Origin of the sequence: Variovorax rhizosphaerae, from assembly GCF_037889975.1 — a bacterium.
In the GTDB taxonomy this organism is placed as follows: Bacteria; Pseudomonadota; Gammaproteobacteria; order Burkholderiales; family Burkholderiaceae_C; genus Variovorax; species Variovorax rhizosphaerae.
The window spans coordinates 466,678-491,052 of record NZ_JBBKZT010000001.1 but is presented as its reverse complement, the minus strand read 5'-3'; the positions used below and the strand labels follow the sequence as shown (position 1 = coordinate 491,052).

The 24,375-nt window shown below is 67.2% G+C and carries 19 protein-coding genes; 10 read left to right on the top strand and 9 right to left on the bottom strand.

The features are described 5' to 3' along the window. Window positions 1–24 precede the first annotated feature (24 nt). The 3 genes from WKW82_RS02190 to WKW82_RS02180 form a co-directional block, all read right to left on the bottom strand. Window positions 25–363: a phage holin family protein gene (locus WKW82_RS02190; protein WP_340340605.1), complete on the bottom strand. Its 339-nt coding sequence runs from the start codon at window positions 361–363 to the stop codon at window positions 25–27. Window positions 364–447: 84 nt separating this feature from the next. After that, entirely contained in the window at window positions 448–918 is a 471-nt protein-coding gene (locus tag WKW82_RS02185) for a hypothetical protein (RefSeq protein WP_340340604.1), read from the bottom strand. 58 nt (window positions 919–976) lie between these two features. Next, on the bottom strand, window positions 977–1,705 hold the full coding sequence (locus WKW82_RS02180; protein ID WP_340340603.1) for a TerC family protein: 729 nt from the start codon (window positions 1,703–1,705) through the stop codon (window positions 977–979). Here WKW82_RS02180 and WKW82_RS02175 point away from each other — a divergent pair. From WKW82_RS02175 to WKW82_RS02165, 3 genes are all read left to right on the top strand, one after another. Beyond that, entirely contained in the window at window positions 1,704–2,066 is a 363-nt protein-coding gene (locus tag WKW82_RS02175) for a hypothetical protein (protein WP_340340602.1), read from the top strand. The two genes, WKW82_RS02180 and WKW82_RS02175, sit on opposite strands and share 2 nt — an antisense overlap. Before the next feature lie 70 nt (window positions 2,067–2,136). After that, complete coding sequence (locus WKW82_RS02170; protein WP_340340601.1) at window positions 2,137–2,598, top strand: DUF3717 domain-containing protein; 462 nt, start codon at window positions 2,137–2,139, stop codon at window positions 2,596–2,598. A gap of 6 nt (window positions 2,599–2,604) precedes the next feature. Next, entirely contained in the window at window positions 2,605–3,333 is a 729-nt protein-coding gene (locus WKW82_RS02165) for a sulfite exporter TauE/SafE family protein (RefSeq protein WP_340340600.1), read from the top strand. 83 nt (window positions 3,334–3,416) lie between these two features. Here WKW82_RS02165 and WKW82_RS02160 read toward each other — a convergent pair whose 3' ends face one another. Beyond that, entirely contained in the window at window positions 3,417–3,977 is a 561-nt protein-coding gene (locus WKW82_RS02160; RefSeq protein ID WP_340340599.1) for a YaeQ family protein, read from the bottom strand. After that, a complete protein-coding gene (gene purB, locus WKW82_RS02155) occupies window positions 3,977–5,356 on the bottom strand; it encodes an adenylosuccinate lyase (protein WP_340340598.1) in 1,380 nt (459 codons plus the stop codon). The genes WKW82_RS02160 and purB overlap by 1 nt, the downstream gene beginning before the upstream one ends. 126 nt (window positions 5,357–5,482) lie before the next feature. Here purB and WKW82_RS02150 point away from each other — a divergent pair, with 126 nt between their 5' ends. Continuing rightward, window positions 5,483–6,097 carry a glutathione S-transferase N-terminal domain-containing protein gene (locus WKW82_RS02150; protein WP_340340597.1) on the top strand — a complete coding sequence of 205 codons (615 nt, stop codon included), beginning with the start codon at window positions 5,483–5,485 and terminating at the stop codon, window positions 6,095–6,097. Between the two features lie 474 nt (window positions 6,098–6,571). Here the strand turns inward: WKW82_RS02150 and WKW82_RS02145 are convergent, their stop codons facing one another. Then, window positions 6,572–7,135 carry a glutathione peroxidase gene (locus tag WKW82_RS02145; RefSeq protein WP_340340596.1) on the bottom strand — a complete coding sequence of 188 codons (564 nt, stop codon included), beginning with the start codon at window positions 7,133–7,135 and terminating at the stop codon, window positions 6,572–6,574. 122 nt (window positions 7,136–7,257) lie between these two features. Here WKW82_RS02145 and WKW82_RS02140 point away from each other — a divergent pair, with 122 nt between their 5' ends. Further along, window positions 7,258–8,115 carry a ferritin family protein gene (locus WKW82_RS02140; RefSeq protein WP_340340595.1) on the top strand — a complete coding sequence of 286 codons (858 nt, stop codon included), beginning with the start codon at window positions 7,258–7,260 and terminating at the stop codon, window positions 8,113–8,115. 202 nt (window positions 8,116–8,317) lie between these two features. Here WKW82_RS02140 and WKW82_RS02135 read toward each other — a convergent pair whose 3' ends face one another. Beyond that, a complete protein-coding gene (locus tag WKW82_RS02135; protein WP_340340594.1) occupies window positions 8,318–9,376 on the bottom strand; it encodes a septal ring lytic transglycosylase RlpA family protein in 1,059 nt (352 codons plus the stop codon). 13 nt (window positions 9,377–9,389) lie between these two features. Then, window positions 9,390–12,176 (bottom strand): bifunctional [glutamate--ammonia ligase]-adenylyl-L-tyrosine phosphorylase/[glutamate--ammonia-ligase] adenylyltransferase, encoded by a 2,787-nt coding sequence (glnE, locus tag WKW82_RS02130; RefSeq protein WP_340340593.1) that lies wholly within the window; start codon window positions 12,174–12,176, stop codon window positions 9,390–9,392. 27 nt (window positions 12,177–12,203) lie between these two features. On the opposite strand from glnE, the gene WKW82_RS02125 reads away from it, so the two are divergent. The 5 genes from WKW82_RS02125 (at window position 12,204) to WKW82_RS02105 (ending at window position 22,273) form a co-directional block, all read left to right on the top strand. Beyond that, the gene (locus WKW82_RS02125) at window positions 12,204–16,277 is read left to right on the top strand and encodes a YhdP family protein (RefSeq protein ID WP_340340592.1); all 4,074 of its coding nucleotides are present in this window, start codon (window positions 12,204–12,206) and stop codon (window positions 16,275–16,277) included. A gap of 88 nt (window positions 16,278–16,365) precedes the next feature. Then, window positions 16,366–17,190 (top strand): carbon-nitrogen hydrolase family protein, encoded by an 825-nt coding sequence (locus WKW82_RS02120; RefSeq protein WP_340340591.1) that lies wholly within the window; start codon window positions 16,366–16,368, stop codon window positions 17,188–17,190. 279 nt (window positions 17,191–17,469) lie between these two features. After that, on the top strand, window positions 17,470–19,542 hold the full coding sequence (locus WKW82_RS02115) for a two-component system sensor histidine kinase NtrB (RefSeq protein WP_340340590.1): 2,073 nt from the start codon (window positions 17,470–17,472) through the stop codon (window positions 19,540–19,542). A gap of 14 nt (window positions 19,543–19,556) precedes the next feature. Further along, window positions 19,557–20,192: a response regulator transcription factor gene (locus WKW82_RS02110; protein ID WP_340340589.1), complete on the top strand. Its 636-nt coding sequence runs from the start codon at window positions 19,557–19,559 to the stop codon at window positions 20,190–20,192. Window positions 20,193–20,380: 188 nt separating this feature from the next. Then, on the top strand, window positions 20,381–22,273 hold the full coding sequence (locus WKW82_RS02105; RefSeq protein WP_340340588.1) for an adenylate/guanylate cyclase domain-containing protein: 1,893 nt from the start codon (window positions 20,381–20,383) through the stop codon (window positions 22,271–22,273). A gap of 80 nt (window positions 22,274–22,353) precedes the next feature. Here WKW82_RS02105 and WKW82_RS02100 read toward each other — a convergent pair whose 3' ends face one another. After that, the gene (locus WKW82_RS02100) at window positions 22,354–24,375 is read right to left on the bottom strand and encodes an acetoacetate--CoA ligase (RefSeq protein ID WP_340340587.1); all 2,022 of its coding nucleotides are present in this window, start codon (window positions 24,373–24,375) and stop codon (window positions 22,354–22,356) included.

Below are 24,375 nucleotides of genomic sequence, written 5' to 3'. Positions count from 1 at the left end.
CCGCAGGCGGCTACTGGGGGCGGGTCATTTCCCGAGCGCGGCCTCGATGACGACGCCCAGCAACGAGTAAAGCACCGAGCCAATGAGCGCCGCGCCGAAGCTGTTCACGTGGAAGCCATCGAGCAAGCCTGAGGCTGCCCAGAACATCAAGGCGTTGACCACGAACAGAAACAGCCCGAGCGTGACGATGGTGACGGGCAAGGTCAGCAGCACCAGCACCGGCCGTACGATCGTATTGAGAAAGCCGATCACCGCGGCGGCGATCAGGGCCGAGCCGAAGCTGCTGACCTGCACCTGGTGATAGAGATAGGCAACGGTCAGCAGCGCAACGGCGCTCAGCAGCCATTTGATTATCAGTCGCATCGATCAGAGGATACACGTGGCGTGGGGAAGCGCCGCGAGGCGGGGGCGCCCTGGGCGGCCGGTCGCCCGGCGTATCGACCGCGCCTACTCGCCGAGTTCGTTGGCCAGCACCAGCAACGCGCCCATGCCCACCACAGCGCCGGGCAATGCCCAGCCAGACTGGCCCGTTGGCGGTACATCTGGCGCCACCGGTTCCATGTCCACGCCCAGCTTGGGCCGACGTGCGTCGATCACCTTCGCCGCGCCGTGCGACAGCCGCAACTGCTGCGTCAGTTCGGTCAGCCGGCCCGCGGCAAGCGAAGGGGTGATCTGGTCGCCGGGGCGGCACAGCGCCGGCGTGACCTCGGCCACCGTCTTGGCGAACCACTTGGCGCGCCAGTTCTCGCGTGCGCTGTGACTCACCCATTTGCTGATCCGATGCGTCATGCGCGGCGCGCAAGCCACCAGGATCCAGTGGCGTGCGCCTCCGCCCGCATCCGTTGCCGGAGCCACCAACCGGGCCACGTGTTCACGCGCAAAGGCGGCGTCGTCCACGTACACGATGATCTTTTCCATGATGTGCTCCTGTGGTGAATGGGAGAGCGGCAGCGGGACGCGGCCGCCCGAACCCGACTTACGCCGTGACCTTGTCGTTGCCTGCGCGGCCTTCTTCCGATGCCCGGTCGCGACGCGTCTTCAACCAGCCGGCGGTCAGCACGCCCACGATGCACAGTGCACACACGCCCCAGTAGGCGATCTGGTTGCTGGTGGCGGAACCGCCGAACCAGGTGGCCAGCATCTTCTCGTTCACGATCATCTTGCCGGCCGTGAAGGCGAGCACCGCAGCGCCAATCTGGATGATGATGGGGAAGCGTTGCACCAGCTTGAGCACCAGCGTGCTGCCGAACACCACGATCGGCACGCTGATCAGCAGGCCCAGGACCACGAGCGTGAAGTCGCCATGCGCCGCACCTGCGACGCCGAGCACGTTGTCGATACCCATCAGCGCGTCGGCAATCACGATGGTCTTCATCGCACCCCAGAAGGTGGTCACACCGGCGCTGGCGTGCTCATCGTCGCCGTCATGCGTGTCGGCCAGCAATTTGTAGGCGATGTAGAGCAGGCCCAACCCGCCCACCAGCATCAAGCCCGGGATCTTCAGCAGCCAGACCACGCCGACCGTCATGATCGAACGCACCACGATCGCGCCAACAGTGCCCCAGACGATGGCCTTGCGTTGATGTTCCTTGGGCAGGCTGCGCGCGGCCAATGCGATGACGATCGCATTGTCGCCAGCGAGGACGAGGTCGATCAAGATGATGGCCAGCAAGGCCGAGAACCAGGGGGCGGAAAAAAGCTCCATGAACAAGTCACTCCAGTGCGTTTCGATTCATCCCGCAGGTGCGGAAGAGACGGCTGGAGGATCGGGCCGGATGTTTCCGGAGATCTCAAAGCGCTTCGACCAAACCTTTAGCGGGTTCAAATCGAAGGTCTTGCTCAACACCGCGCCACAGGCACGCTGCCCGACAGACCGGAAGTGTTATTTGCTTCGTATTGACGGCCTGACGATATCCCTCGCAAGGTGCGATGGACGGGAGCTACTCCCCTTCGGAACGCCGATTAAAGCATCGCGGCCGGCGGCGCCGCAACCGCAGAATCCGCATTTCATATGGAAAAATGACCTGGAAGATGCATGTGATAAGCGTTTAATGCTATTAATTTAATAGCGCAAAGACCTTTCGCATCTTCGGGACTTGCACAGTCTATGATGCCCGTCCGCTGTCTTCCCCGTCCATGGCCGCCATTCACATCACCGACATCGAGGCCGCCATCAACTACTGGCGCGACAGGAGCCCGTCGCCCGACGGCATCACGCTCGCGCCCGAACTGCGCGCGCTGGCCGAGGTCTACGCACTGATGGTCTACCACCATGAAGACGAGGTCAGCGAGGTCGGTTTCCCGCGCAAGGCTTGGGCCGCGTGGCTCGAGTGGTATCGCACCACGCCCGACACGCCTTGCATCGCCATTTGCTCCACCAGCCAGGGCGACGACCAGTGCAAGGGCTGCGGCCGCAGCTTTGCCGAAGTGCAGCACTGGCCCGCGATGACCCCCGCCGAGAAGCGCGGCACCTGGCGCCGGATCACCATGGAAGACACAGCCTGGCGCTTCAACAAGTACGCCGAACGAGCCCGTGAAACGGAGCACGTCTGGCCTGATGAGCCAGCCAGCGACACCCCAGTGACCGCCGGCGACTGACGCGGCGTGGCTGCCTACGCGTTCGTGCTGCTGGTCGGACTGGTGGCCGGCGCCGTGAGCGGCGTCATCGGCACGGGTTCGTCGATCATGTTGCTGCCGGTGTTGGTCTACGCATTCGGGCCCAAGCAGGCGGTGCCGATCATGGCCGTCGCCGCGGTCGTGGCCAACCTCGCGCGCGTGCTGGCCTGGTGGCGCGAAGTCGACTGGCGCGCCTTCGCGGCCTATTCGGCGACCGGCGGCCCGGCGGCGGCGTTGGGCGCCCGCACCCTGCTGCAATTGCCGGCCACGCTCATCGACGTGCTGTTGGGCATCTTCTTCATTTCGATGGTGCCGTTTCGGCATTGGGTGCAGCGGCGCGCCTTCCGGGTGCGACTGTGGCAGATGGCGTTGGCTGGCGCGGTCATCGGATTTCTCACCGGCGTGGTGCTGTCGACCGGGCCGTTGAGCGTGCCGGTGTTCGCGGCCTATGGCCTGCTGAAGGGGGCTTTCCTGTCGACGGAGGCGGCCAGTTCACTGGTGCTGTACGTCAGCAAGGTGCTGACCTTCAGGGGGCTGGGCGCGATGCCGGCGGAGGTGCTGGTGCAAGGGTTGGTCGTCGGCGCGTCATTGATGGCTGGCACCTTCGCGGGCAAGGCGATGGTGTTGCGGCTCAGCGCGCGCGCCTTCCAGTACATGCTTGACGCCCTGCTGGCGGGTTCGGGCCTGGCATTGCTGCTGGCGGCGACGCAGCACTGAGCCGCTCCGGGTCAGTTCCAGCTTTCCATTGCCCTTGGAGAGCACCCGCATCCGGCGTCCGCCCTGGCGGCCGCAGGAGGACGCTATTTCAAGCGCGTGAGCTCGATGTCTATGCTTTCGGCCCCGTTGCCGAGCGTCAGCGTGTTTTCGTGCACCGTGGCCTGCAGTTGCATGCTGCGCTCGGCGAGCTTGGCGACGGTCTGCGAGGTCTCGCTCGGCACGCGCCACACCTGCAGGTTCTGCGGCCGCGTCAGTTTGTTCTCGATGCCCTTCCACCAGATGCCGGCGGCATGGCTGAAGCAGTAGACGATCACCTGGTCGGCCTTGCCGCAGGCCTTGATGATGGGCTTGTCTTCCGGCTGACCGACTTCGATCCAGAGCTTCACCTCACCGGTGAAATCGCGCAGCCAGACGTCAGGCTCATCGACGTTCGACAAGCCGGCGCCGAAGGCCAGCGTGCCGTCGCCCTGCACCACGTCCTGCAGCTTGTACGCGTTGAGCGCCAGCGCGATGAGCCGGATCATCATCCGCTCGTCGTTCTCGCTCGGATGCCGCGCCAGCGTCAGCGCATGGTCGGCGTAGTAGTTGTGGTCGATGTCGGCAACGGCGACGTTGGCCTTGAAGATGGTGGATTTGAGGGCCATCAGGCGCGCCGAGCGAGTTCTGCGGCCTTGCCCGTATACGAGCCAGGCGTCATCGCCAGCAGCCTGTCCTTCTCGGCTTGCGGAATCTCCAGCGAGCGGATCAGCCCATGCAGCGCCTCGGCCGTCACGGTCTTGCCACGCGTCACTTCCTTCAGTTGCTCATAAGCGCCCTGCACGCCAAAGCGGCGCATCACCGTCTGGATCGGCTCGGCCAGTACTTCCCATGAGGCATCGAGATCGTCGGCCAGTGCCTGCTCGTTGAGCTCCAGCTTGCCCAGGCCGGTGGCCAGGCTCGCAAAGGCCAGCGCCGTGTAGCCGAAGCCCACGCCGATGTTGCGCAACACCGTGCTGTCGGTCAGGTCGCGCTGCCAGCGGCTGATCGGCAGCTTTTCGCTCAGGTGGCGCAGCACCGCATTCGCCAGTCCCAGGTTGCCTTCGGCATTCTCGAAGTCGATCGGGTTGACCTTGTGCGGCATCGTCGACGAGCCGATCTCGCCCTTCTTCAGCCGTTGCTTGAAGTAGCCCAGGCTCACGTAGCCCCAGATATCGCGCGCAAAGTCGATCAGGATCGTGTTGGTGCGGGCAAAGGCGTCGAACAGCTCGGCCATGTAGTCATGCGGCTCGATCTGGATGCTGTAGGGCTGGAAGGTGAGTCCCAGGCCCTGCGGCGCAGGCGTCTCGATGACCTTGCGGCTGAAGCCTTCCCAGTCGAACTCAGGCCAGGCCGCGATGTGTGCGTTGTAGTTGCCCACGGCGCCGTTCATCTTGCCGAGCAGCGCGACGGACGCGATCTGCGCGCGCGCCTTGGCCAGCCGCACCGCGACGTTGGCGATCTCCTTGCCGACCGTGGTCGGGCTGGCGGTCTGGCCGTGGGTGCGGCTCAGCATCGGCACTTCGGCGAACTTGCCGGCCATGTCGCGCAGCGTGGCGATGATGCCGTCGAGCGCAGGCAGCATCACCTTGTCGCGCGCGGACTGGATCTGCAGGGCGTGGCTGGTGTTGTTGATGTCCTCGCTGGTGCAGGCGAAATGGACGAACTCGGAAGCGGCGAGCAGTTCCGGCCGGGCCTCGAACTTCGACTTGATCCAGTACTCGACGGCCTTGACGTCGTGGTTGGTGATCTTTTCAATGTCCTTGATGGCCAATGCGTCGGCCTCGGAAAAGTTGGAAACCAGCCCCATGAGGTACTTGCGGGCGCCGCCGCTGAGCGGCTTGAACTCGGCGAAGCCGGCGTCCGACAGCGCGATGAACCAAGCCACCTCGACCTGGACGCGCCGGTGCATGTAGCCCTGCTCGCTCATCAGCGGCCGCAGCGCGCCGAGTTTGCCGGCATAACGGCCGTCGAGGGGGGACAGGGCGGAAACTGTGGAGAAGGTCATCCTTCAATTTTAGGTGCCGGCTGTGGCGTTTCCCCCTCGCTGCCCACCGACGGCCGCTTCCCGAGGGGGCGGTTCCCCTAGAATCAAAAAAGCTACAACGAATGTCACTCCGAGGGAAGAGCCCGCATGAAATTGATCGGATCCGCCGCCAGTCCTTATGTGCGCAAGGTGCGCGTGGTCATGGCCGAGAAGCGGCTGGATTACCAATTCATCAAGGAAGATGTCTGGGCCGATGACACGACCATCAGTCAGGCCAACCCGCTGGGCAAGGTGCCCTGCCTGATCATGGACGGCAGCGAGGCGATGTTCGATTCGCGCGTCATCGTCGAATACCTTGACACCCTCTCTCCAGTGGGCAAGCTCATTCCACAGCAAAGCCGCGAGCGCGCCGAGGTCAAGACCTGGGAAGCGCTGGCCGATGGCGTGATGGACGCGGGCATCCTCTGGCGCCTCGAGGCTACCTGGGCCAAGCGCGCGGATGGCGAGCGCAGCCAGGCCTGGATGGACCGCCAGCGCGCCAAGGTCGAAGGCGGCATCGCGGCCATGTCCAAGGGCCTCGGCGACAAGCCGTTCTGCAGCGGTATCCACCTGAGCCTGTCGGACATCGCGGTCGGCTGCGCGTTGGGCTGGGTGAGCTTCCGCTTTCCGGATATCGACTGGCGCGGCGAGTATGCGAACTTGGCCAAGCTGTGCGACAAGCTGCAACTGCGGCCCAGCTTCGCCGACACACTGCCCTCGTAACTTCGCTCGCTGGGCGTTAAGTGCGCCCGCCCCGCTTGCTGCGAGCGCTACACAATCGCCAGAAACTTGATTGCTGTTCGAATGTGAGGGCGAACCCAAATGCCCTCAGAGGCGTGTCGAGCACTCCCATTTCCAGGAACACCGCGGAACCGGCTTCGCCGGGCCGCTGGCGTTGCCCCCGGTAGGGGTTGGACGAGCGGCATGAGGTGTCGCCCGGCGCGAGCCAGGTGCTTGTACAAAAATGCTGCGAGGCGCCCCGTGCGAAGAGGGAGGGAGGGAGGAGGAGAAGAATCGCCTCGGGATTTCAGCCGGACTACGAATGCCCGGAAGACCTCGCAGCATGAAAACCAGTCAGGCAATTCACCGCCCGAATGCGTTTAGGAGGCCCTCCGCCGCGCCGAGGTTCCCGATTCGAACGTAAACATTTGTGAAGCCACGCCAGGATGCCGAGCCGTCCGCCCACAGGCCTTGCTTTCACGGTGCGGCGAGCTGCTTTTCAAGCGCTCGGAGGAAATCCTTGCTGTCAGGCGTGGTCATGCTGGAGTAGCTTTCGACCACCTTGCCATCCCTGCCGATCAGGTACTTGTAGAAGTTCCACTTTGGCGTGGTGCCTGAAACTTGTGCGAGTTGCTTGAACAGCGGGTTGGCCTCCGGCCCTCGCACCGACGACTTGGCGAACATCGGGAATTTCACGCCAAAGGTGCTTTCGCAGAAATCGGCGATCTCCTTGTTGGAGCCGGTTTCCTGGGAGAAATCGTTCGACGGAAAGCCAAGCACGGCGAGGCCGCGCGCGCGGTATTTGCTGTCCAACGCTTCCAGTCCCTTGTACTGCGGCGTAAACCCACAAAAGCTGGCGGTATTGACGACCAACACCACTTTGCCGGCATACTGGCACAGAGATTGGGGTTTCTCGTCTTGCAAACGCAGGAATGTGTGGTGCAGGATCGGAGGGCAGGCGGCCTCTGTCTCGGCCTGCGCTGTGGCGGGGCCCAGCGCAGCCGCCGTCAAGCAAGTGAAAATCAGGGAGCGCAAGTGCATCGGTTATCTCCAGCGGCATGGCGCATCCAATTCGGCGATGCGTGTGTGCCGCATCATCGCGCGCTTGTCACGGCCGTGCCAAACCTTGCCGACTAAAATCCCTCGGCTACAGAAAGACATCGATGCTTTACCCGGAACTCTTCAGACAACTCGAATCCGTCCGTTGGGACATGGACCGGGACATTCCGTGGCAGTCGTTCGACGCCACGAAGTTGTCGGCGGAGCAGGCGCAAACCATCAAGATGAACGCCATCACCGAATGGTCGGCGCTGCCGGCCACGGAGATGTTCTTGCGCGACAACCGGCACGACAGCGATTTCTCGGCGTTCATGTCGATCTGGTTCTTCGAGGAACAGAAGCACTCGCTGGTGCTGATGGAATACCTCAAGCGCTTCAGCCCCGAACATGCGCCGACCGAGCAGGAACTGCATGAAGTGCGCTTCGACTTCGACCCGGCGCCGCCGCTCGAGACGCTGATGCTGCATTTCTGCGGCGAGATCCGCCTCAACCACTGGTACCGCCGTGCCGCCGAATGGCACACCGAGCCGGTCATCAAGCACATCTACACCACGCTGAGCCAGGACGAGGCCCGCCATGGCGGCGCCTACCTGCGCTACATGAAGCGCGCCATGGAAAAGTTCGGCGACGAGGCCCGCGCCGCCTTCACCAAGGTCGGCGTGCTGATGGCCAGCGCCCGACGCACCGCGCAGGCATTGCACCCGACCAACCTGCATGTGAACAAGGCGCTGTTCCCGAACGACACCATCCAGAGTCGCATGCCCGACCCGGACTGGCTCGAGCACTGGCTCGACAAGCAGATCAAGTTCGACGCCGTCTGGGAAACCAAGGTTGGCGAACGCATCCTGCACAACATGAGCCTGCTGATGAACCGCAGCTTCAAGACGGTGCAGGAACTGAACCGTTACCGCAAGGAACTGGCCGCGACGCTCGGGCCCAAGCCCGAATACCAGGGCGCCTGAAACAGGCCCACCCCCGAAACGCCTGCGCCGCCGCCCCCTCGAGGGGACGCACCCAGCGGCCCGGCCACCCGGTGCGCGGGCGCCCACGACGGTCCTCGCCCTGCTCGCCTTGGTGCCCACCTGTCGGGCGTGCATTTCCGACTTGCGAACCGCCTCCCGCTTGGCGCCCTCGCTGCGAAATCCTCTCGCCTTCGAAGCCCTTTCAGCGTCGCTCCACGATGACCGGCGCGAGGCTCAGGCCGTTGCGGACCTGTTCGCCTGCCGCTTGGGCAGATTCGCGTGTGGCGTAGGGGCCCGCCTGCAGGCGGTGCATTCCGTTCTCGCTGAACACCGTCATCTTCAGCGCCGGCATCTGCTTCGATACCTTTTCCTGGAAGATTGCTGCGCCTTCGCGCTGGCTGAAGGCGCCCAGTTGCACCCAGAAGCCGGTGGCAGCCGCCGGCTTCTCCACCGCATCGGTCGTCGATCCGGGCGCCGGGTTCGCTGTGCCGCGGGGCGGCAACGGAATGGTGCCCATGGACGGCAGGTCCGTGCCCATGGCACCGCGAGGCGGTGGCGCAGGCGTTGAAACTTGTGTCGTGAGGCCAACTGGCACGACGACGGCATCCGATGGTTGTCGTGGCCGCGCAGATGCCTCTTGCGCCACGGTGGTGTCGCCCGAACGTCGCCAGGCGCCGGTGCGGATGTCCTGGTTGGTGATGCGTTCGACCTCGACGGGCGCCACACCGCGCAGCAGGTCGAGCTTCGAGGCTGCTGCATAGCTCAGGTCGATGACGCGGCCGTCGACGAATGGGCCGCGGTCGTTGACCCGGACGATCACCTCGCGCCCGTTGGCCGGGTTGCGCACGCGCGCATAGCTGGGCAGCGGCAGTGTCTTGTGCGCGGCCGTCATGGCGTACATGTCGTAGGGTTCGCCACTGGCGGTCGAGCCGCTGTGGAACTTGCGGCCGTACCAGGAGGCCAGTCCGCGTTCGCGGAACGGGCGGTCGTCGACGATGGGCACATAGGTCTGGCCCAGCGCGACGTAGGGCTTGCTGGTGCCGCCGGCGGCGCGGATGCTTTCGACGCGCGGTTCGGCATCGGGCATGCGATCGAAGTCGGCTGGCAGGGTGGCTTCGGCGCCATCGCTGCCGCCGGGCCCGGCCGAGTCGCTGGGCCCGCTCGCGCAACCTGCCAGAACGCTCGCCAGCAGCACGAGGGCCGCGCACGCGAGAGGCGCCAGCGCGTGGCGGCTCGTCGTCGGCGCGCGCCGGGAGTCCATCAGCGCGCCACGCTCAGCCAAAGGCCGCCTTGCACAGGGCGGCCATCGCGTTGCGTTCCGCCACCAGCGAAGTCAGCGGCATCTGCGTCGGCTCTTCGTTGAGGCGCGCGACGTGCTGGACGCGGCGCAGTTCGCGATAGGCCACGCCTGCATCGTGGCCCACGCCGGGCGGCAGCAGGCCGGCGTCCTCGGCGCGCTGCAGCAGCGCGATGTTGCCGACGTTCGGTAGCAGCGACGGAAAGCGTGCGCTGGCCGACAGCACCATGTACTGCACCACGAATTCGGCATCGACCATGCCGCCAGGGCTGTGCTTGACGTCGAAGCGGTCGGGCTTGACCGGATGCGCGGCGCGCACCTTGTCGCGCATCGCGACGATCTGCACCTTGAGCGCATCGAGGTCGCGGATCGAGGTGATCGTGGCTTCGCGCACGGCATCGAAGCGCCGGCCGAGTTCCGGGTCGCCGAGCACGAAGCGCGCGCGGGTCATGGCCTGGTGCTCCCAGGTCCATGCGGTGTTGCTACCGCGGCCGAGTTGGTACTTCTCGTAGGCGTCGAAGCTGATGGTCAGCAGGCCGGAGTTGCCGTTGGGGCGCAGGGCGGTGTCGATCTCGAACAGGTCGCCTTCGGCCGTCTTGACGGTGAGCCAGTTGATGAGCTTGCGCACGTAGGCGGCGTAGACCTCGCTGGCGCGCTCGTCGTCATCGTCGTAGACGAACACGATGTCGAGGTCGCTGCCGTAGCCCAGCTCCTTCCCGCCGAGCTTGCCGTAGCCAATGATGGCGAACTGCGGCTGCGGCCGGTGGTGGTTGCGCACCAGCGGCCAGCACCAGCGTGCGGTCACGCGCAGCACGGTGTCGGCCAGTGCGCTGAGGTCGTCGGCGACCTGCTCGACGGTGATGTGGCGCTCGACATCGCGCGCCAAGGTGCGGAACACCTCCGCGTGGTGGGCGCGGCGCAGCAGGTTGAGCATGGCCTCTTCATCGGCTTCGCCGGTGCTGCGCAGGGCGCCGCGTCGCTCTTCCAGCTCCTGCTCGAAAGTCTGCGCATCGAAGCGGCTGGTCAGCATGTGATCGTCGGCCAGCTCGTCGATCACGCCGGGGTGCTTCAGCAGGTAGCGGGCAGGCCACTTGGCCGCGCCCAGCAGGCCGAGCAGGCGGCGTTGCACGACCGGGCGTTCGACCAGCAGCGCCAGGTAGCTTTCGCGGCGCAGCAGCGGCTCGATCCAGTCGGCCCAGCGCAGCGCGGCCTGCAGGTGGTCGGCGACCTGGCCTGCGCCATCGCCGTCGGCCTCGTCGCGCATCCATTGGCCGGTACGCTGCACGAGCTGGCGCAGGCGGCCCTGGGCTTCCTCGCGCAAGGCGAGCACGCGCGGATGGTCGACCCAGCGCTTGATGCGTTCGGCGAACGCGGGGGGCAGGTCGTCGAGCAGGCCGGCCATGTCGGCCGGCGTGACGCCGCCGGACTTGCCGTTGCATTTGCCATTGCAGGTCTTCGGCTCGCCGCCCAGCAGCTTGTCGAATTCCTGCGCCACCAGTTCGCGATGGGCGTCGAGCTGGGTCAGGAATTCGCAGCTGTCCGCGTAGCCGAGCGTCCGGGCGATCCAGCGCAGGTCGTCGTCATTGACGGGCAACGCATGGGTCTGCTGGTCGTCGAGGTACTGGATGCGGTGCTCGACGCGGCGCAGGAAGACGTAGGCTTCGGCCAGCGCGTCGGCGGTCGCCTGCTCCATCAGGCCGGCGCGGGCGAGGCGCTGCAAGGCGTCGAGCGTGGGACGGGTGCGCAGTTCGGGGAACTGGCCGCCGCGCACCACCTGCAGCAGTTGCACGGTGAATTCGATCTCGCGGATGCCGCCGCGCGACAGCTTGACGTCATTGGCCCGCGACGGCCGGCCCGCGCTGCGGCGTGCGGCCTGCTCGCGGATCTGCCGGTGCAGCACGCGCAGCGAGTCGAACACGTTGTAGTCGAGGTAGCGGCGGAAGACGAAGGGCAGCACCACGGTGCGCAGCGCTTGCGCAGAGGCATCGGCGATGCAGTCGAAGGGCGCGACGACGCGGCTCTTGAGCCAGGCGAAACGCTCCCATTCGCGGCCCTGCACCTGGAAATATTCCTCCAGGGCATCGAGCGAGACGGCGTTCGGCCCCGAGTTGCCATTGGGCCGCAAGGCGAGGTCGACGCGGAACACGAAGCCATGTTCGGTGGTGTCGCCGACCAGCGCATAGATGCGCTTGACCATGCGGCCGAAGAAGTCCTGGTTGGCGAGCTTGCCGCGGCCCGTCGCATCGCCGGCGGTCTCGCCATCGGCGTCGTAGAGGTAGATCAGGTCGATGTCGCTGGAGACGTTGAGCTCGCGCGCGCCCAGCTTGCCCATGCCGACGATCCAGAGGCTGGCCGGCTTGCCGTCGGGGCACAGCGGCTGGCCGTGCACAAGGGCGAGTTCGCGCCGGGCTTCGTGGCAGGCGGTGTCGAGCGCGAATTCGGCGAGTTGCGTAACGGCGGTGGTCACGACTTCCAGCGGGGCCTGGGCTTCGCAGTCGAGCGTGATGAGGCGCTCCATCACCAGCTGGCGAACGATGCGCAAGGCGTCGGCCACGGAAGCGTTGCGTGCGCGCAAGGCTTCGTAGGCTTGCGTGAAGTGCCCTCGCACAGGCGCGCCGGACGGCAGCAGCGCGAGGTCGGCGGCATAGCGCCTTCGCAGTCGCTGCACGAAACGGGAATGCGATGAAAGATGCACGGCGGGCGCCGCGGTGGCACCATGGCCATGCGCGTCCGGAGTTGAACTGGTCTGAAGGCTGGCAGTCATAATTCCTGACACAGCGCGCGATCCCTAATGAACGTCACGACGTCTTCCCCTTCACGTCTGCTCCAGGTCACCGCTGTCACGGCGCGCTGGATGCTGGGACTTCTGATCGCCGCCTGGTTGTTGTTCGCACTGTCGGTCGTTGTCCTACACGGCTGGATTGTGCCGCGAATCGGCGAGTACCGCGGCGTGCTGGAAGCGCAAGCCACCAAGGCCATCGGGGTACCTGTGCGAATAGGCGCGATCACCGCGGTCTCGGAGGGTCTTTTCCCCACCTTCGAATTGCGCGACGTGGTGCTGCATGACAGCGTGGACCGTGAAGCGCTCAAGCTGGCGCGCGTGGTGGCCAGCGTGTCGCCGCGTTCCTTGTGGCGCCTCAACTTCGAGCAGATCTATATCGAGAACCCCGAGGTCGACGTGCGGCGTGATGCCATGGGCAAGCTGCACGTGGCCGGGCTCGACATGGACGCGGACACCAGTGGCGACACGCGCGCGGCCGACTGGTTCTTCTCGCAGCGCGAGTTCGCCGTCGAGGGCGGCACCGTGCGCTGGACCGACGAAACCCGCAAGGCACCGCCCCTGCTGCTGACCGACGTGAGCTTCGTCTCGCGCAACAGCACGCGCCGCCATGCCTTGCGCCTCGACGCCACGCCGCCCGAGGGCTGGGGCCAGCGCTTCACCTTGCGCGGCCAGTTCCGGCAGCCCTTCCTGAGCACCCATGCCGGCAAGTGGCAGACCTGGGACGGCCAGCTCTATGCCGAGTTTCCCCACATGGATGTCAAGCGGCTGGGCGCCTATGTGTCGCTCGACGCCCGCATCCGGGAAGCCAACGGCGCGCTGCGGTTGTGGGCCGATGTGAACGACGGCCAGGTCTACGGCGGCGCGGTCGACCTGGCATTGCTGCGCGTCGACGCGGTGCTGGGCGAGAAGCTGGAGCCACTGGTGTTTCGTCGCGTCACGGGGCGGCTCGCCGGCCACACGGACGACGAGCGCTTCACATTCTCGACCACCGACTTGCAGTTCGATACCGCCGACGGCACGCGCTGGCCCGGCGGCAACCTGAGCTTCGAACGCATTCCCGCCAAGGGACGCACCGGCTCCGAGCGCGGCGTGTTCAAGGCCGACCGGCTCGACCTTGGCGCGCTCACGCAGATCGCGAGCCGCTTGCCGATCGACGAGCCCACCCATCGCGCGCTCTCGATCCTGGACCTGCGCGGACTGGTCGAGCGCATCGACGCGAATTGGCAGGGGCCGATGAGCGAACCCGACAAGTACCAGGCGCGCGGCCGTGTCAGCGGCCTGGCCGTGGCCTCGCAGCCCGGCGAGCCCGCGCCGGTCCGGCCAGCCGCGCCACGCGGCACCAACGTGCCCGCCGCCGTGCCGACCGGCACGCCCGGCCTGCGCGGCGCCACCGTCACCTTCGACGCGACCCAGGCCGGCGGCACGGCCGATCTGGCCATCACGAAGGGCGCGCTCGATTTCCCCGGCGTGTTCGAGGAGCCGGTGGTGCCGATCGAGCAGCTCTCGGCCAGGCTCGCCTGGAAGCGCGACGGGTCGGACATGCAGGTGCAGGCGACAGGCGTGCGCTTTTCCAATGCCGATACGCAGGGCGAATTCAAGGCCGACTGGCGCACCAGCGATCCCGCCACCTCGCGCTCGCGCGGGCGCTACCCAGGCGTGCTCGACCTGCAGGGGCAGCTCACCAAGGCCGACGGCACGCGGGTGTTCCGCTACCTGCCGCTGGTCATCCCCAAGTCCACGCGCGACTATGTGCGCGACAGCGTGAGCAAGGGCACCGCGTCGACCGTCGACTTCAAGGTGCGCGGCGACCTGCACGACATGCCCTTCAACGATCCGAAGCAGGGGGACTTCCGCATCGCGGCCAAGGTGAACGACGTGACCTATGCCTACGTGCCGCCGCCCCCCGGGGCCGCCCCGGCCGTCGGTGCATGGCCGGCGTTGACCGGCCTTTCAGGCGAGTTGATCTTCGAGCGCGCCGGCATGCAGGTGCGCAATGCGCGTGGCCACTTTGTCGGCGTGCAGGGCATCGAGGTCACCAAGGCCGAGGCCGAGATTGCCGACATGGCGCATGCCGCGCCCTTGCTGAAGGTGGATGGGCTGGCCAAGGGGCCGCTGCTTTCTCTGATCAAGGCGGCGGCACCGATCGTGGGTGGCGCCCCGGGCGAGGCCATCGGGCAGGCCCGTGCCACGGGCAACGCCGACTACAAGGTGCATCTCGAACTCCCGTTGGAGGCCATGGACAAGTTCAAGCTCCAGACCACGGTGGCGCTGGCCGACAACGAAGTCCAGCCGATGCCGGAAGCCCCGGCCTTCACGCAGGCGCGCGGCATGCTGACCTTCACCGAAAGCGGGTTCATGCTTGCCGGCGTGCAGGCCCGGGTGGCTGGCGGCGATGTCAAGGTCGAGGGGCACGGACGCTATGCCGGCATCGGCAGCGAGATGGTCTACAAGGCGCAGGGCACGGCCACGGCCGAGGGCCTGCGCGCCATGCGCGAGGTGAACTGGCTCAGCCGGCTGGCAAAGCGGGCCAGCGGCAGCACGCCCTATGCGGGCACGCTCTCGGTGCGCGACGGCGTCACGGAGTTCAGCCTCGCCAGCAGCTTGCAGGGCCTGGCACTCGACCTGCCCGCACCGCTGGCCAAGCCCGCGGCCGATGCCCTGCCGCTGCGCCTCGAGAAAAAGCTCCTGCCCCGCGCGTCACCGGCGGCGCCAGCGCGCGACGAACTGCAGATGGACCTTGGCCGCCTCGCGACGGTCCGCTACCAGCGCGACATTTCGGGCGCCGAACCGAAGGTCACCAATGGCGCGATCGGCATCGGGCTGGAGGGCGGCGAGTCGGCCGTATCGCCGGCACGCGGCGTGATGGCCAACCTGCGGCTGGCGCGCTTCGACGTGGATGCCTGGAAGTCGGTGTTCGGCGAGGCCACGGGCACGCCGCCGGAAGCGCTTGGTGCAGCGCAGGAGGAAGCCTCGGGCTACCTGCCGACCTTGCTCGCCGTGCGTGCACAGGAGTTGGTGGTGTCCGGGCGCAAATTGAAGAACGTGGTCCTGGGCGGCAGCCGGGAAGGGCCGGTGTGGCGCGCCAACATCGACGCCAACGACCTCAGCGGCTACGCCGAGTATCGGCAGTCGCAGGATGGCCGGCTGTATGCGCGGCTGGCCCGGCTGCGCATCGCGCCCAGCGAGGCACCGGAGGTCGAGTCGCTGCTCGACGAAAAACCCGGCACGCTGCCAGCGCTCGACATCGTGATCGACGACTTCGAGTTGTTCAATCGCCGGCTGGGCCGCGCTGAGATCAACGCCGTCAACCTCGGCGGGACCAGCCACGAATGGCGGCTGAACAAGCTGGGCTTCAGCACCCCGGAGGCCAGCTTCATGGCCGAGGGGAGCTGGACCGCCCTGCCCGCAGCGCCTGGCACGCGTCCGGACGCGCGGCACACCAGCATGCACTTCACGCTGGACATCTCGGATGTCGGGCTGTTGCTCAATCGCTTCAACATGAAGGACGTGGTCCGGCGCGGCCATGGGCGGCTCACAGGCGAGGTCGACTGGCGCGGATCGCCCTTCTCTCTCGACTATCCGAGCCTGGACGGCAAGGTCCGTATTGACGTCGAGTCCGGCCAGTTCCTGAAGGCAGACCCGGGCCTGGCCAAGCTGCTCGGGGTGCTGAGCCTGCAGGCACTGCCGCGTCGCCTGACGCTGGATTTCCGGGACATCTTCAGCCAGGGCTTCCAGTTCGACTACGTCCGCGGCGACGCAAGGATCAACGACGGCACTGCCAGCACCAGCAACCTGCAGATGAAAGGCGTGAACGCGGCCGTGCTGATGGAGGGCACGGCCGACATCGCGCATGAAACCCAGTCGCTGCGCGTGGTGGTGGTGCCCGAGATATCGGCCGGCACCGCGGCGTTGGCGGCCACCGTCATCAACCCCGCCATCGGACTCGCCGCCTTCCTCGCCCAATACGCGCTGAGCAAGCCGCTGAGCGCCGCGGCGACACAGGAATTCCAGATCGACGGCACCTGGACCGATCCGAAGATCACCAAGGTGCCGCGCAAGGTGGCGCAGGAGGCCAAGCCTTGAGCGCCGCGCCCGCCGCCCGAAGTCGCTCGCGCCATCATGCGCAGCACGGAGGTTTCCCGGTGAGCGCCATGACAGCCACGGAGAACACATGAAGGTTTCAGCGATCCAGATGGTTTCGGCGGTCGAGCGCGAGGCCAACCTCGCCCGCGCCCATGCGCTGCTGGGCGAGGCGGCCGCGGCGGGCGCCGAACTGGCGGTGCTGCCCGAATACTTCTGTGTCATGGGCCGGCGAGACACCGACAAGATCGCCCTGCGCGAGCAGCCCGGCGACGGGCCGGTGCAGCGCTTCCTGGCCGATGCCGCGCGCGAGTTCGGCCTCTGGATCGTGGGCGGCACCTTGCCGCTGGTGAGTCCGGAAGACGATCTGCACGTGCTCAACACCTCACTCGCGTTTTCGCCGACCGGTGAATGCGTGGCGCGCTACGACAAGATCCATCTCTTCCGTTACGACAACGGCACCGAGCGCTACGACGAGCGCCGGGTCATCACGCCCGGCACGCAGCCCGTGCTGTTCGAGTTGCCTTCGCGCGACGGGCATGTCTGGCGAGTCGGCATGAGCGTCTGCTACGACCTGCGTTTTCCGGAGCTGTACCGTGCGTTGGCGGCGCAGGGCGCGGAACTGCTGCTGGTGCCCAGCGCCTTCACGCACACCACCGGTTCCGCGCACTGGGAAGTGCTGCTGCGGGCCCGCGCCATCGAGAACCTCGCCTGGGTGATGGCGCCGGCCCAGGGCGGCACGCACGAGAACGGCCGTCGCACCTGGGGCCAGTCGCTGGTGGTGGACCCTTGGGGCACGATCGCGGCGCAGCGCGCCACCGACGAGGGCGTGGTGACCTGCGATGTCGACATCGCCCGGGTGGCGACGGCGCGCCAGCAACTGCCGGCGCTCGGGCACCGCGTGATCACGGCCTGAATGTCCCCCACCCCCGAATGCGCCTGCGGCGCCGGTGCTACCGCCAGAGGCGGCCGCTCTAGCGGGCCGTCCAAGCCTGCGCAGGCAGGCTTGGAGCCGCGGCCCTCAGCCCCTCAAGAGCCCCCAGGGCCGGGCTGCGCCCAGCCCGCCCCCCGCGGGGGATCGAGTCGAGATGGCAAAGCCACATCGACTCAAGGGGGCGCACCCAGCGGCCCGGCAAAGCCGGTTCCGCGGCTGCCCACGAACGGGCATGGTTCGCCCTTGCTCTGGGGGCACTGAATGGTCGAGCGACTGCACTCGTCCATCGCGCCGGCCCGGCAGGCCTTCGCGCGCTTGCGCTCCTTGTGGCAGCGCTGGTTCCTGTGGCTCTTGCTGGCGCTGCTGGTGATGGTGTTGCTGACCACCGTGGTGTGGCTGGCGGGGCGCCATGAGGCCGAGCAGGTGCAGGTCGTGCTCGACCATGACACCGCCGACGCGCTGGGCGAATTGCGCGGCGGCCTGCAGCGCAACGCGCAGAGCCTGAATGCCCTGTTGACCGACGCCACCCATGCCGGGCACTGGCCCGAGGAGGAAGCCGCGGCCCAGTTGCGTGCACACCGCGAATGGCTGCGCCTGGAGTGGCGCGATGCACGATTGCGACTGCTGGCCGCTACGGACACGCCCTACCGCATGCGCCTGTTCGAGCCGGCCGCGCGCGAAGCCATGCGCTCCGACATCGCGCTGGCCTGCACCGCGGCCAACAAGCTGTCGTCCGCGGCCTATTCGCCCAGCCACTACGTGTCGAACAGCGCCGGCACCGGCATGGAGGTGCTGGAGGTCTGCCTGCCCTCCGAGGCGGGCGGCTACCTGGTCGCAACCTATTCGTTGCGCGACACTCTGACCGAACTGGTCGGGCCGACGCTTCGGCGCGGGCAGGAGATCACGTTCACCGAGCCCGACGGCACCCGGCTGGCCTCCGTGGGCGTGGCGCGGCGGGTGGGCAGCCGCGTCTTTACATCGCAGCAATTGCTCGACCTGCCCGGCGTCACGCTGATGCTGCGGGTCGATGGCTGGCGTTCGGAGCCGGACCTGTTCCCGAACGTGCTGACCGCCCTGGTCACGGCGGTGTCGATCGCGCTGGTGTCGGTGCTGGTGCTGCTGGCGCGCGACACGCGGCGACGCCTCAGGGCCGAACGCGAGCTCGCCGACACGCTGGCCTTCCGCAAGGCAATGGAAGACTCGGTCATCACCGGCTTGCGTGCGCGCGACCTGCAGGGCCGCATCACCTACGTGAACCCCGCCTTCTGCGCGATGGTCGGCTTCACCCCCGAGGAACTGATTGGCACGCAGGAAGCGCCCTACTGGCCGACCGAACTGGCGCACGAATACCAGCAGCGGCAGGACCTGCGGCTCGGCGGCAGCGTGCCACCGCGCAACGGCTTCGAATCGGTCTACATGCGCAAGGACGGCGCGCGCTTTCCGGTGCTGATCTTCGAGGCACCGCTGATCAATGCGCACGGCATGCAGACCGGCTGGATGAGCGCGTTTGTCGACCTCAGCGAGCAGCGCCGCATCGAGGAAATTTCGCGTGCCAGCCTGGAGCGCCTGCAGGCCAGCGCGCGCCTGGCCACCGTCGGCGAGATGGCGTCGCTGCTGAGCCATGAACTCACGCAGCCGCTGGCCGCGATCGCCAGCTATGCCACCGGCTCGCTCAACCTGCTCGGCGGCGAGGCGGGCGGCGCCTCGGCCGAGCTGTCCATGGCCATGCGGCGCATCGGCGAGCAGGCCGAGCGCGCCGGCCAGGTCATCCGCAGCGTGCACGACTTCGTGCGCCGCCGCGACCGCACGCGCGAGCCGGTGGCGCCGCAGGCCCTGCTCGATGCGGTGATGCCGCTGGTGCGGCTGCAGGCGCAGAAGCTCGGCGTGCGCATCGACATCGAGCTGGAGTCTGCGTTGCCGCAAGTGCTGTGCGACCGCACGCTGGTCGAGCAAGTGCTGCTGAACCTGACCCGCAATGCCATGCAGGCGATGGACCAGCCCGCCATCACGGAGCGCGTCCTGCTGCTGCGCGTGGCGACGGCGCCCGGTCGCGAGGAGTCGGTGCCCGAGGCGCGCAGATGGCTCGAATTTTCCGTGGCCGATATCGGCTGTGGCATCGACGACGCGGTGGCGCGACGGCTGTTCACGCCCTTCTTCACCACCCGCACGGATGGCATGGGCCTGGGCCTGAGCCTGTGTCGCACGGTGGTCGAGCAACACGGCGGCGCGCTGGTGTTCGAACCGAACCGGCCCAGCGGCACGGTGTTTCGATTTACATTGCCAGCGGTGGTGGCTGCGCCCCTCGAAATCCCCGCCCTCGCCGCCAACGCCTAGCCGCCTGCCAAGTCATGCAACCCCCGATCGATGCCCTGATCTTCATTGTCGACGACGACGCCAGCGTGCGCGAGGCGCTGGCCTGGCTGCTGCGCTCGCGCCGGCTCATGAGCGAGCACTTCGCCAGCGCCGAGGCCTTCGAGCAGCGGCTGGAGGGCGACCCTGCGTTCGACGCGCCGACGCAGCCTCGCTGCCTGCTGCTCGACGTGCGCATGCCCGGCACCAGCGGCCTGGTGCTGTTCGAGCGGCTGGCCGAGCGCGGCCTGATCGGCACCATGCCGGTGATCTTCCTGACCGGCCATGCCGATGTGCCGACCGCCGTGGACCTGGTCAAGCGCGGTGCCTTCGACTTCTGCGAGAAGCCGTTCTCCGACAACGCGCTGGTCGACCGCATCGAGCAGGCGCTGGGCGCCTCCCTGCGCGCGGTCGAGCGCCAGCGCGCGCGCTCGGGCCTGGCGGCGCGCATGAGCGAACTGACCGAGCGCGAGCGCGACGTGATGCAACGGGTGGTGGAAGGCCTGCCGAACAAGCTGATCGCGGATCAGCTCTCGATCAGCGTGCGCACGGTGGAGGTCCACCGGGCGCGGATCTTCGAGAAGATGGAAGTGAAGTCGGCGGTCGAATTGGCCAACCTGCTGCGGGCGATGTAGGGGGCGCCAGTGTCGCTCGGCCGACACCGCCGCCACGGCGTCGCAGGGCGCCTTGCAGATCCGGAAACATGCCGATCATCAGGCCGGCAAAGAGTCAAGCGGCCGCGTTGACCGGCCTGTACAGTTCCAACGCGTGGGTCGAACCGTGGGCGGCCCGCCCGCGTTGTTGCCTCACTTGCACACACCCCATGCCTGTCGAGTCCCAACCTGCCTTGCCCTTGCGCCTGCGGCGCTTTCGCGTCGACGTCGGCACCATCATCACGGTCGTGATCCTGGTCGAGTCGCTGCTGCTCATCGCGCTGGGGTACTGGGGGTCGCAGCGGCTGGTGTCGCGGATCGGCGAGTCGGCGCACCAGGCTGACCACCTGCGCATCGAGGACCGGACCATCGCCTTCCTCCATCACGCGGCGACGGCCGTGCGGGCCATGAGCGAATCACCGAGCCTGCAGACCGGCGGCGAGGGCACGGGCCAGTCGGGTGAGCTGATCTGGACGCTGTTGCAGCAGTCGCCAGAGCTTGACAGCATCTACGTCGCGGCCGCCGATGGCCGCATGCTGATGGTGACGCGGCATCCGGAGCCGGCCGTGGTCAACATGAAGGCGGAGCCGCAAGGCACCACCGAGGTCTGGCACTACAAGCCGCCGGCCAGCGACAGCACCGATGTGCAGGAGCGCTTTCGCACGGTGCGCGTGGAGACCTTGCATACGCAGTACAAGCCTGCGGAACGAGACTGGTTCCGGAGCGCCCTGAACAGCCAGCGCAACGAGGCGGTCTGGTCGCAACCCTATGTGTTCGCCTCGCAGCGCCAGGAGCTTGGCGTGACGTATTCGCTGCCGGCGTGGCGCCGCGGGGCGGATGGCAGCACGCAGCAACTGGTGGCCGCGGGCGATGTCACGCTGGGCCGCCTGTCCGAGTTCGTGCGCCTGTTCAGCCGTGACGGCAATGGCGAGGCGGCACTGCTCGGCACCGCATTCCAGGTGCTGGCGCGCAGCGATGTCGAAGGCAACGTGAGGCAGCTCGATGTGCCGCGCGGCGGCGTGTTGGGCGCGGTGCACGCGCGTCTGCAGGCCGGCACCGGCGCGCGCGGCGCTGCGGACGGGAACTTCGCGCTGGAGCACGAAGGCCGCCGCTACCTGGTGCGCACCTCGCACCTGCCGTCGACGAACTGGCTGCTGGTGAGCTGGGTGCCCGAGGACACATTGCTCGGCGGCCTGCGGCGCAACGTGCTGTGGTTGCTGGCACTGGTGCTGTCGTCGCTGGGGATCATCCTGATCGTGTCGTTGCGGCTGTCGAAGGTGGTGACCCTGCCGGTCGAGCAGCTGTCGCGCATCGCACGCCGCATCGGTCGCTTCGACCTCGACAACATACCGCGCGTACCGAGCCGCGTGCTGGAGATCCAGCAACTGGACCAGGCGCTCGACGATTCGGCACGCGGGCTGAAGGCATTCAGAAAGTTCGTGCCGGTGGACCTGGTGAACCAGCTCGTCGACGAAGGCCACACGCTCACGCCCAGCGGCGAGCCAAGGCGCATCACGGCGATGTTCACCGACGTGGCGGGCTTCACGCGCATCTCCGAAGTCATCGAGACCAAGATGCTGGTCGAGCAGCTCACCGAGTACTTCAACGTGGCCACGCGCGTGATCGCGCGCCATGGCGGCACGGTCGACAAGTTCATCGGCGACGCGATCATGGTGCTGTGGGGCGCGCCTTCTGCGCTCGAAGATGCGGAGTACAAGGCCTGCGTGGCCGCGCTGGACCTGCAGGCGGAACTGGCCGCGCTCAACGCGCGCTGGGCCACGCAGGGCCGGCAGGCGTTCGTCACGCGCATCGGCATCCACACCGGCACGGCCGTGGTCGGGGCGCTCGGCTCGAACGACCGGCTGGCCTACACCGCGTTCGGCGATGCCATCAACGTGGCGAGCCGCATCGAGGGCATGAACAAGGAGCTGGGCACGAAAGTGCTGTTGTCGGAGTCGACCTTCGAAGGGCTGAAGGGCCGGCTGCGCACGCGGCGCGTCGAAGAGGTAGCGCTGCGCGGGCGGCTATCGAAGATGGTGTTGTATGAGTTGCTGCCGACATAGGCAACAAGGAAGACGCACGGTCGCGAGAGCGTTCGCCATTCGATCGATCCAGACATCGACAAGCGTCGACCCACTCCTCATCAAGCGGCCGCAGCCCGCCGCTGCGCCAACCCCACATACCAATCCAGGCACCCCGGGTTCGCCATCGCCTCGCGGTTCAGCACCTTCTCGATCGGTTGCCCGAGCAACAGTTTCTTGATCGGCAGTTCCTGCTTCTTGCCCGACAGCGTGCGCGGTATCTCCGCCACCTGGAAGATCTCGTTCGGCAGGAAGCGCGGCGAGAGCGAGGTCTTGATCGCGTCGTTGATCCTGCCGCGCATGGCGTCGTCGAGTGCGACGCCGGGGCGCAGCACGACGAAGAGCGGCATGTAGCTTTCGCGGCCCAGGTATTCGAGGTCGACGACCATCGAGTCCAGCACCTCGGGCAGGGCTTCGACGGCGCTGTAGATCTCGCTGGTGCCCATGCGCAGGCCCTGGCGGTTGATGGTGGCGTCGCTGCGGCCGTAGATGATGCAGCCGCCGTCCTCGCCCACCTTGAGCCAGTCACCGTGGCGCCAGACGCCGGGCCAGGTGTCGAAGTAGCTCGACAGGTAGCGTGCATTGCCGGTGTCGCCCCAGAGGTAGAGCGGCATGGCGGGGAGGGGTTGGATGCAGACCAGTTCGCCGACTTCGCCGATGACCGGCTGGCCCTCCTCGTTCCAGGCCTCGACCGCATGGCCGACCTGGCGGCATTGCATCTGGCCCGGCACTTCGGGCAGCTCGCGGTTGCCGCCGACGAAGGCGCCGCAGAAGTCGGTGCCGCCGGAGATGTTGCACCACCAGATGGTTTCCTTTTCGCTCGCGCCGTGTGTCGCCGCCCGCGCCTGCCGGAACTGTGCGCTGCCCCAGCGTTGCACCTCTTCCGACAACGGGGAGCCGGTGCTGCCGAGGGCGCGCACACAGGACAGGTCGCCGCAGTCGGCTGCCGTCACGCCGGCCTTCATGCAGTGGGTGAAGTAGGCCGCGCCCGCGCCGAAGAAGGTGACGCGGTGCTTCGCCGCGAATCGCCACAGCACGCCCCAGTCGGGCTTGTCCTTGCTGCCCGCGGGATGGCCGTCATAGAGCACGATGGTGGCGCCCAGGCACAGGCCGGCCATCTGGCTGTTCCACATGACCCAGCCGGTGGAGCTGTACCAGTGATAGCGTTCGCCGAAGCTGTTGGCGTGGTAGCTCGCGCCGATGTCGTTGTGCAGAGCGCAGGCATACATGGTCATGATCACCCCGCCCTGCCCGTGCACGATGGGCTTGGGCAGGCCGGTGGTGCCACTCGAATAGAGGATCCAGATCGGATGGTCGAAGGGCAGCCACTCGGGCTCGAAGGCGGCGACCTCGGCATCGTCGCGCGCGATGGCGTCGGGCCAATGGGCGTCGGCCTGCATCGCGCCCGCTGCGTGCGGGCTGTCGACAAGCAACAGTTTCTGCACGGTGGGCAAGGCGTCGCGCAGTTCCTGCAGCACGGCAGTCCGGTCGATCGGCTTGCCGCCATAGTGGACGCCGTCGGTGGCAATCAGCACCTTGGGTTCGATCTGCCGGAAGCGGTCGAGCACGGCCGGCGTGCCCATGTCCGGCGCGCACACGCTCCACACGGCGCCGATGCTTGAACAGGCGAGGAACGCGATCATCGTCTCGGGCACGTTCGGCAGGTAGGCTGCCACGCGGTCGCCGCGCTGTACGCCGAGCGAGCGCAGCGCGAGCGCCACCGACGCAACCTGGCGCTTGAGCTCGGGCCAGGACAGCTCGCGCGCCTCGCCCCGTTCGTTGTCGCTGACGATGGCCGGCAGGCCCGCCGCATGCGCGGCATCGACGTGCCGCAGCACCTCGCGCGCGTAGTTCACCTGCGCGCCAGGGAACCACACGGCGCCGGGCATCCTGTTCACCGCGAGCACCGCGCTGTGCGGTGTTGGCGAGTGCATGCCGGCATAGTCCCAGATGCTTTGCCAGAAGGCATCGAGCTCGGTGGTGGACCAGCGCCAAAGCGCGTCGTAGGCGTCGAAGGAAAGGCCGCGCGTGTCGCGCAGCCAGGTTTGATAGAGACGAATCTGCGGGATGTTGAGCACAGTCAT

Coding starts and splice junctions, on each gene's coding strand:
- WKW82_RS02170 (WP_340340601.1), top strand. CDS start 2,137: ATGGCCGCCATTCACATCACCGACATCGAGGCCGCCATCAACTACTGG.
- WKW82_RS02185 (WP_340340604.1), bottom strand. CDS start 918: ATGGAAAAGATCATCGTGTACGTGGACGACGCCGCCTTTGCGCGTGAA.
- WKW82_RS02140 (WP_340340595.1), top strand. CDS start 7,258: ATGCTTTACCCGGAACTCTTCAGACAACTCGAATCCGTCCGTTGGGAC.
- WKW82_RS02160 (WP_340340599.1), bottom strand. CDS start 3,977: ATGGCCCTCAAATCCACCATCTTCAAGGCCAACGTCGCCGTTGCCGAC.
- WKW82_RS02120 (WP_340340591.1), top strand. CDS start 16,366: ATGAAGGTTTCAGCGATCCAGATGGTTTCGGCGGTCGAGCGCGAGGCC.
- glnE (WP_340340593.1), bottom strand. CDS start 12,176: ATGACTGCCAGCCTTCAGACCAGTTCAACTCCGGACGCGCATGGCCAT.
- WKW82_RS02175 (WP_340340602.1), top strand. CDS start 1,704: ATGAACAAGTCACTCCAGTGCGTTTCGATTCATCCCGCAGGTGCGGAA.
- WKW82_RS02190 (WP_340340605.1), bottom strand. CDS start 363: ATGCGACTGATAATCAAATGGCTGCTGAGCGCCGTTGCGCTGCTGACC.
- purB (WP_340340598.1), bottom strand. CDS start 5,356: ATGACCTTCTCCACAGTTTCCGCCCTGTCCCCCCTCGACGGCCGTTAT.
- WKW82_RS02125 (WP_340340592.1), top strand. CDS start 12,204: ATGAACGTCACGACGTCTTCCCCTTCACGTCTGCTCCAGGTCACCGCT.
- WKW82_RS02145 (WP_340340596.1), bottom strand. CDS start 7,135: ATGCACTTGCGCTCCCTGATTTTCACTTGCTTGACGGCGGCTGCGCTG.
- WKW82_RS02180 (WP_340340603.1), bottom strand. CDS start 1,705: ATGGAGCTTTTTTCCGCCCCCTGGTTCTCGGCCTTGCTGGCCATCATC.
- WKW82_RS02110 (WP_340340589.1), top strand. CDS start 19,557: ATGCAACCCCCGATCGATGCCCTGATCTTCATTGTCGACGACGACGCC.
- WKW82_RS02135 (WP_340340594.1), bottom strand. CDS start 9,376: ATGGACTCCCGGCGCGCGCCGACGACGAGCCGCCACGCGCTGGCGCCT.
- WKW82_RS02105 (WP_340340588.1), top strand. CDS start 20,381: ATGCCTGTCGAGTCCCAACCTGCCTTGCCCTTGCGCCTGCGGCGCTTT.
- WKW82_RS02115 (WP_340340590.1), top strand. CDS start 17,470: ATGGTCGAGCGACTGCACTCGTCCATCGCGCCGGCCCGGCAGGCCTTC.
- WKW82_RS02150 (WP_340340597.1), top strand. CDS start 5,483: ATGAAATTGATCGGATCCGCCGCCAGTCCTTATGTGCGCAAGGTGCGC.
- WKW82_RS02100 (WP_340340587.1), bottom strand. CDS start 24,375: ATGACTGTGCTCAACATCCCGCAGATTCGTCTCTATCAAACCTGGCTG.